This is a genomic window from Pseudomonas sp. 2VD (assembly GCF_005503585.1).
Classification (GTDB): domain Bacteria; phylum Pseudomonadota; class Gammaproteobacteria; order Pseudomonadales; family Pseudomonadaceae; genus Pseudomonas; species Pseudomonas aeruginosa.
The window spans coordinates 1-6072 of the sequence record NZ_SCND01000354.1; the positions used below are offsets into that span (position 1 = coordinate 1).

At 66.7% G+C, this 6072-nt stretch carries 4 protein-coding genes; all 4 read right to left on the reverse strand.

What is annotated here, in order from left to right; genetic code table 11:
• Nucleotides 1–50 precede the first annotated feature (50 nt).
• The 4 genes from FFS27_RS26785 to FFS27_RS26800 all read right to left on the reverse strand — a co-directional run bounded on the left by FFS27_RS26785 (nucleotide 51) and on the right by FFS27_RS26800 (nucleotide 6026).
• Nucleotides 51–1286: a nitrous oxide reductase family maturation protein NosD gene (locus tag FFS27_RS26785; protein ID WP_137952320.1), complete on the reverse strand. Its 1236-nt coding sequence runs from the start codon at nucleotides 1284–1286 to the stop codon at nucleotides 51–53.
• Nucleotides 1283–3193 carry a TAT-dependent nitrous-oxide reductase gene (gene nosZ, locus FFS27_RS26790; RefSeq protein WP_023100889.1) on the reverse strand — a complete coding sequence of 637 codons (1911 nt, stop codon included), beginning with the start codon at nucleotides 3191–3193 and terminating at the stop codon, nucleotides 1283–1285. The genes FFS27_RS26785 and nosZ overlap by 4 nt, the downstream gene beginning before the upstream one ends.
• A gap of 43 nt (nucleotides 3194–3236) precedes the next feature.
• Nucleotides 3237–5384: a transcriptional regulator NosR gene (gene nosR, locus FFS27_RS26795; protein WP_023100890.1), complete on the reverse strand. Its 2148-nt coding sequence runs from the start codon at nucleotides 5382–5384 to the stop codon at nucleotides 3237–3239.
• 228 nt (nucleotides 5385–5612) lie between these two features.
• A complete protein-coding gene (locus FFS27_RS26800; protein WP_137952321.1) occupies nucleotides 5613–6026 on the reverse strand; it encodes a VOC family protein in 414 nt (137 codons plus the stop codon).
• Between the last annotated feature and the right edge of the window lie 46 nt (nucleotides 6027–6072).

The window sequence follows — 6072 nt, forward strand, 5'->3', positions numbered from 1 at the left end:
CGCGGAGCCGAGGCCATGAGCCTGGTCGAGATCGACGGCGCGACCCTGCGCTACGGCGCCCTCACCGCCCTGAGCGGGCTCGACCTGCGCCTGGAGCCCGGCGAGGTGCTCGGGCTGTTCAACAGCAGGCGTACCTCCGGGTACAGCCAGATCAGCCGGTCGACGTTGTCGTTGGGCTCGTAGGCGACGTCGCCAAGACCGTCGTCGTCGCGGTCCCAGCCCAGGTAGTCGCTCCAGTAGTTGCCGCGGCCGTCGGCGGACCACTCCTGCTCGCGGCTGGCGACGTACTTGACCTGCTGGCGGTTGCCTATGAAGGCGTTGCCGGCGATGCGATTGTCCTCCGAGCCGGCGGTGAGGTGGATGCCCAGGGCGCTGTCGGCGAAGCTGTTGCCTTCGATGCGGTTGAACAGCGAGTTGTAGATGAACAGCGCCTTGCCCTCGGCGCCGGAGATCATCGCGTCACCGGTGCTGCCGCTGCGCACGCCCTCGACGCGGTTGCCGGCCAGGGTCGAGTAGGTGATGTAGTTCATCAGGATGCCGTAGTTCTCGTCGTCGATGGAGCGGTTGCCGGTCACGGTCAGCTTGCGGCTCTGCATCAGCGCGTAGCCGGTGCGGGTGCGCCGGGTCAGGTTGTCGGTCACCCGGCTGTTGTGGGTGAACATGTAGTGCACGCCGTAGCGCAGGTCCTCGAAGCGGTTGGCTTCGATGCTGCTGTCGTTGGAGGTGTCGATGTAGACCCCGTCGCGGGTGTGGCTGACCCGGTTGCCGCGGACCAGGGCGTCCTTCACCGCATAGAGGTGGATGCCGTTGCCGCGATCCTGGGAGCGCACGCTTTCGTCGCCCTCGATGCGGTTGTCGAGCACCTGCGCGCCCGCCGTGGCGTCGAGCCAGACGCCGAAGCCCGCGCCGCGCAGGTCGTTGCCGCGGATCACGGCGCCGCTGGCGGCCTTGCCGACGAAGATCGCGGCGTCGAGTTCGGTCAGGTTGCGCCCCCAGTTGCGCAGCCGGCAGCCCTCGACGGTGATCCCGGGGCTGGTCAGGGTCAGCAGGCTGCCGTGGCCGCCGCCGTCCAGTTCGGCGCCGGCCTCGCAGCGCAGGTGCAGCGGTCGGTCGATGACGAAGTTGCCGGCGTAGCGGCCCGCCGCCAGGCTCCAGCGGCCATCGCCGTCGGCCCGCAGCGGCAGGCCGTCGACCGGCTCCGCGCGGGCCGTGGCGAGGCCGAGCAGGAGCAGGGCGAGGAGCGGCCCCGCACGGCGCCCGGCCATCGACCGCGCTGCGTGGATCAAGCCTTTTCCACCAGCATCCGCCCGCACATTTCCATGTGCAGGGCGTGGCAGAACCAGCTGCAGTAGTACCAGTGCACCCCGGGCTTATCGGCGACGAAGGTGATCGACGAGGTCTGTTGCGGGCTGATCTCCATGCAGACGCCGTGGTTGACCATGACGAAGCCGTGGGTCACGTCCTCGATCTCGTCGAGGTTGGTGATGGTCACGGTGACTTCGTCGCCCTGCTTCACCTTGAACTCGGTGAGGCCGAAGGAGGGCGCCATCGAGACCATGTAGACGCGGACCTTGTTGCCCTCGCGGATGACCTTGTTGTCCTTCATCAGGTCGATGCCGTCCTTTTCCGCGCGCTTGACCGTCTCGGCGAAGAACGGGTCCTTGCGGTCCCAGATCTTGCGGGTCTTGATCTGGTCGCGGCGGGCGAGGATGCAATCGTGCGGTTCGGCGAAGGTCGGGCCGTCGTGGACCAGCTTCATTTCCTCGCCGGAAATGTCGATCAACTGGTCGTTCTCCGGGTGCAGCGGACCGGTGGGCAGGAAGCGGTCCTTGGAGAACTTGCTGAGCACCACGATCCACTTGCCGTCGGCTTCGCTGGTCTCGCACAGGGTGGCGTGGTTGTGCCCCGGCTGGTACTGCACGTCGAGTTTCTGGCGGATGTAGTCGACCTTCTCGCCCTTGTAGGCGCGCACCGCGTCGGCCAGGTTCCACTTCACCAACTGGCTGTCGATGAACAGCGTGGTATAGGCGTTGCCTCGGCCATCGAAGGTGGTGTGCAGCGGGCCGAGGCCCAGTTCCGGCTCGCCCACCACCACGTCGCGCGGGTCGGCCAGCTTGCCGGCGAACAGGTCGCCGAGGCGCTCGATGGCGATCATGGTGCAGGTCGGCGAGAGCTTGCCGTTGGCGATGAAGTACTTGCCGTCCGGCGAGGTGTTCAGCCCGTGGGGATTCTTCGGTACCGGGATGTAGCGGGTCACCGGGCTGTCCTTGCCGTCCTTGCGCCGGCCGTCGACCACCGGCACCTTCGAGTCGCCGAGGGTGACGAAGCGCTTCGCCTTGATCTCGGCCTCGATGCGCGGGATGTCGAACACCACCACCCAGTCGCGCTCGTTGCGCATCATGCCGCCGAGGTCGACGGCCTTTTCCGAGTTGTAGCAGGTGGAGGCGGCGAACCTGCCGCTGTAGTCCATGTCGGTGTTGTCGAGGTTGCCGTCGACGATCACCTGCCAGGCCACTTCCATGGTCTCGGCGTCGATGGCGTTGTACAGGGTGAAGGCGTTGTCGCCGGACAGGTCGAAGGTCGAGCCGTCGTTGGGATGGGGGATGATGAACTCGGCGTTGCAGAACACGTAGCGGGTATGCGGCACCTTTTGCAGGCGCAGGCCGTGGATCGCCTGGACGTTGGGAATGGTGACGATGCGGTCGCATTTCATGACGTCCAGGCGGATGCGCGCGACCCGGCTGTTGGCCTTGTCGTTGATGAACAGGTACTTGCCGTCGTACTTGCCGTCGGTCATCGAGATGTGCGGATGGTGGCAGTCGCCGTTGAGGAAGCGCGCGCTGTCGCCGAGGACCCGCTTGCTCTCGTTGGTCAGGCCCCAGCCGGTGGCCGAGTCGACGTTGAACACCGGTATGCGCATCAGCTCGCGCATCGACGGCACGCCGAGCACGCGTACTTCGCCGGAATGTCCGCCGCTCCAGAACCCGTAGTACTCATCCAGTTCGCCGGGGGCGACCTCGGCCTTGCTGCGCTCGCCCTTGCCCGCGGCCCGGGCCTCGCGGCCGACCACCGCGCTGCCCAGAGCGCTGGCGCCAACCAGGGCGGCGGCTCCGGTCAGCGCCGAGGCGCCGAGGAAGCCGCGGCGGTTCAGGCCATGGGTTTCTTCGTAGGGGCTTTTCGTGTCGTCGCTCATCTCGTGTCGTCCTCAAGGGCAGTCAGGGGAAAAGGGAGCCAGGTCAGAGGTTCTCCGCGGGTATCCGCGCGTTGTCCGCCGGCGCGCTCTTCGCGCGCTTCTTGCGCTTGTTCACCAGCGGCGGGCACTTGTCCTGGTCGTGGTAGGTCATCTGGCAGTCGAGGCAGTAGTGGCATTCGTTGGCCTCGATGCGGCCGTCCGGATGGATCGCCTGGATCTCGCATTCGCGGGCACAGAGCTGGCACGGCTTGCCGCATTCCGCGCGGCGCTTGAGCCAGTCGAACAGGCGCGCCTTGGCCGGGATCGCCAGGGCCGCGCCCAGCGGGCAGAGGTAGCGGCAATAGACCTTGCGGGTGAACAGGTTGACCGCCAGCAGCGCGACGGCGTAGGCGACGAACCACCACTGGCGGTCGAAGCCGAGGGTGATGGCGGTCTTGAACGGCTCCACCTCCGCGGCCTGCTCGGCCAGCGCCAGAGATTCCAGGGAGAGACCGAAAAGCACCAGCAGGATGATGTACTTGATCGCCCAGAGCCGCTCGTGCACGGCGAACGGCACCTGGAACTGCGGCACGCGGAGCTTGCGCGCGAGTTCGTTGAGCAGTTCCTGTAGCGCACCGAACGGGCACAGCCAGCCGCAGAACACGCCGCGGCCCCAGAGCAGCAGGCTGGCTGCGGTGAAGGTCCAGAGGATGAACAGCAGCGGGTCGCTGAGGAACAGCTCCCAGCGGAAGCCTTCGAACAGCGCGTGGACGAAGGTCAGCACGTTGACCACCGATAGCTGGCCGAGGCTGTACCAGCCCAGGTAGACCAGGGTGAACGCCAGGTAGCCGGTGCGCAGTCGCTGCATCAGGCGCGGCCGTCGCACCAGGCGGTCCTGGAGGAAGAGGATCGCCAGGAGCAGGACGAGGGCGGTACAGAGGACCCCGATCTGGAAACTCTTCTGGTACCAGACCCGCAGCCACAGCGGCCGGGCAGCCTCTTCCAGGGCGGCCAGTTCCTCGGCCGTTGGCTGCGGCCGCTCTAGGTATTCCTCGGGCGTCTGGCAGGCCAGCTCGAAGCTGGTGAATACCCCCGCCACCGGGCCGGTCTGGCGCCGCACGAGCAACTCCAGGGTCCAGGGCGAGCCCGGATCGAAACGCTGGCTGGCGCGGGCGACGAAGATCGCCATCTCGCGGAACTCCGGCATGCCTTCGGCGTAGACGTCCGACAGGCGCTGGTAGTCGAGGTCGCGGAAGCTGATGATGTCGCCGAACTGGCGCAGTTGGACCCGATCGAAGATGCCACCGCGCACGTAGCCGGAACCCTTGAAGGAATACTCGCCGTCGCCGAGCACGACGAAGGCGTATTCGCCTGGCTTCAGCGACGCCATCAGTTCGCGGTACTGGTTGTCGCCGAGCAGGCTGCGGCCCACCGCGGGAGGGTTGAGCAGGGCGCTGTAGAGATCGATGAACGGCTCGTCGCGGTGCGCCGCGTCGGCCTCGCCGATGCCTTCGGCCTCGCTGCCCTTGAAGGCGTCGTCGATCTGCCCGCGACTCAACTGCAGGCGGCGGATTGCGCCGTTGCCGAGCAATTCGCTCCAGCTCGCCGTCGCTGCCGGCTGCTGGCGCACCTGCGCCGGCTTGGGCCGCACATTGCCGCGGTCCTCGATCAGGCCGAGGGCAACCGCCACCGTATGCGCGGCGCGCATGACGATCTCGTTGACCACCATCACCGTCACCGTGGCGCCGCTCACCGCGTCGACGGTAACCGCCTGCGGGTCGCTGGAGCGGCCGACCACCACCCGCTGGTCGGCGCGCACGCCGTCGTACCTGGCGCTGAAGGCGTGCAGCTTCTCTTCCGGGATGCCGATCAGCAGGATCGGTTCGTGGTGTTCGAGGACGTAGGCGTCGCGGATAACCGCCTGCGGATCGAGGATCACCTGCAGGTTGATCGGCTTGCCGGAGTAGGCCGGGATGTCGGTGACGCTGAGGGTCTGGAAGGCGTAGCCGAGGGTTTCCTCGCCCTTGCTCAGGCGGCGTACGCCGTAGTCGCCTTCGGGGTCGCCGATCCGCTCGACCGCGGGGAATACCTGGGCGATGCGCAGACGCTCCAACTCGCTGAGTTCGGCACCCTGGGCGGCGAGGCCGACCAGCAGGAGCATCCAGGCGAAGACACACCGCCACGATCCGGCGGAAAAACGAAGGGCGCGCATAGGTTCCATCTACTACTGGCTACCGGCGAAAAAAGGGACGCCGCGCTGCGGTGGGGTCTGCGCCTGGCGGTGGAATCGCTTCCGTTGCCGGATGCTAGGAGGAGCGGGGGCGGAACGCGCTTGATGAAAGTCAAGAAGTGGAGATGAGGAGCCAGCGAGGTTGCTGGCACTGAGTGTACCGAGTCGCCCCTCTCCCTTCAGGGAGAGGGGGAGAGGGCTGCCCGAGGCTCAGGCCAGACGCTGCCCGGATACCGCCGGATGGTACAGCGGCTGCACCTTGTTGCCCGCCGGGTCGAGCAGGTGGAAGCTGCGCGCGCCGTCGCCGTGGTCGAAGGGTTGGTCGAGCAGGGTCACGCCCTGCGCCTTCAGGTAACGGTACCAGGCCTCCAGTTCCTCCACGCTGTCGACGACGAAGCCATAGTGATCCATGGTCTGCAGGCCGTTGCTGGCGGCGTGGGCGCGGCCGAGGGAAAGGTTGTCGTTGCCGCAGGTGAGATACACCAGGTCTTCGTTGGCGCGGTTCAGCACTTCCATGCCCAGCACGTCGACATAGAAGCGCTCGCATTCTTCCAGGTTGGGCACCAGCAGGGCGAGGTGACGCAGGCCGTTGAGGCGGGAGGGGCGGGCAGGGAGGTCGGACATGGGCTTGCTTCATTTTTTGTATACAATCTGTCTCTTATACCAATCT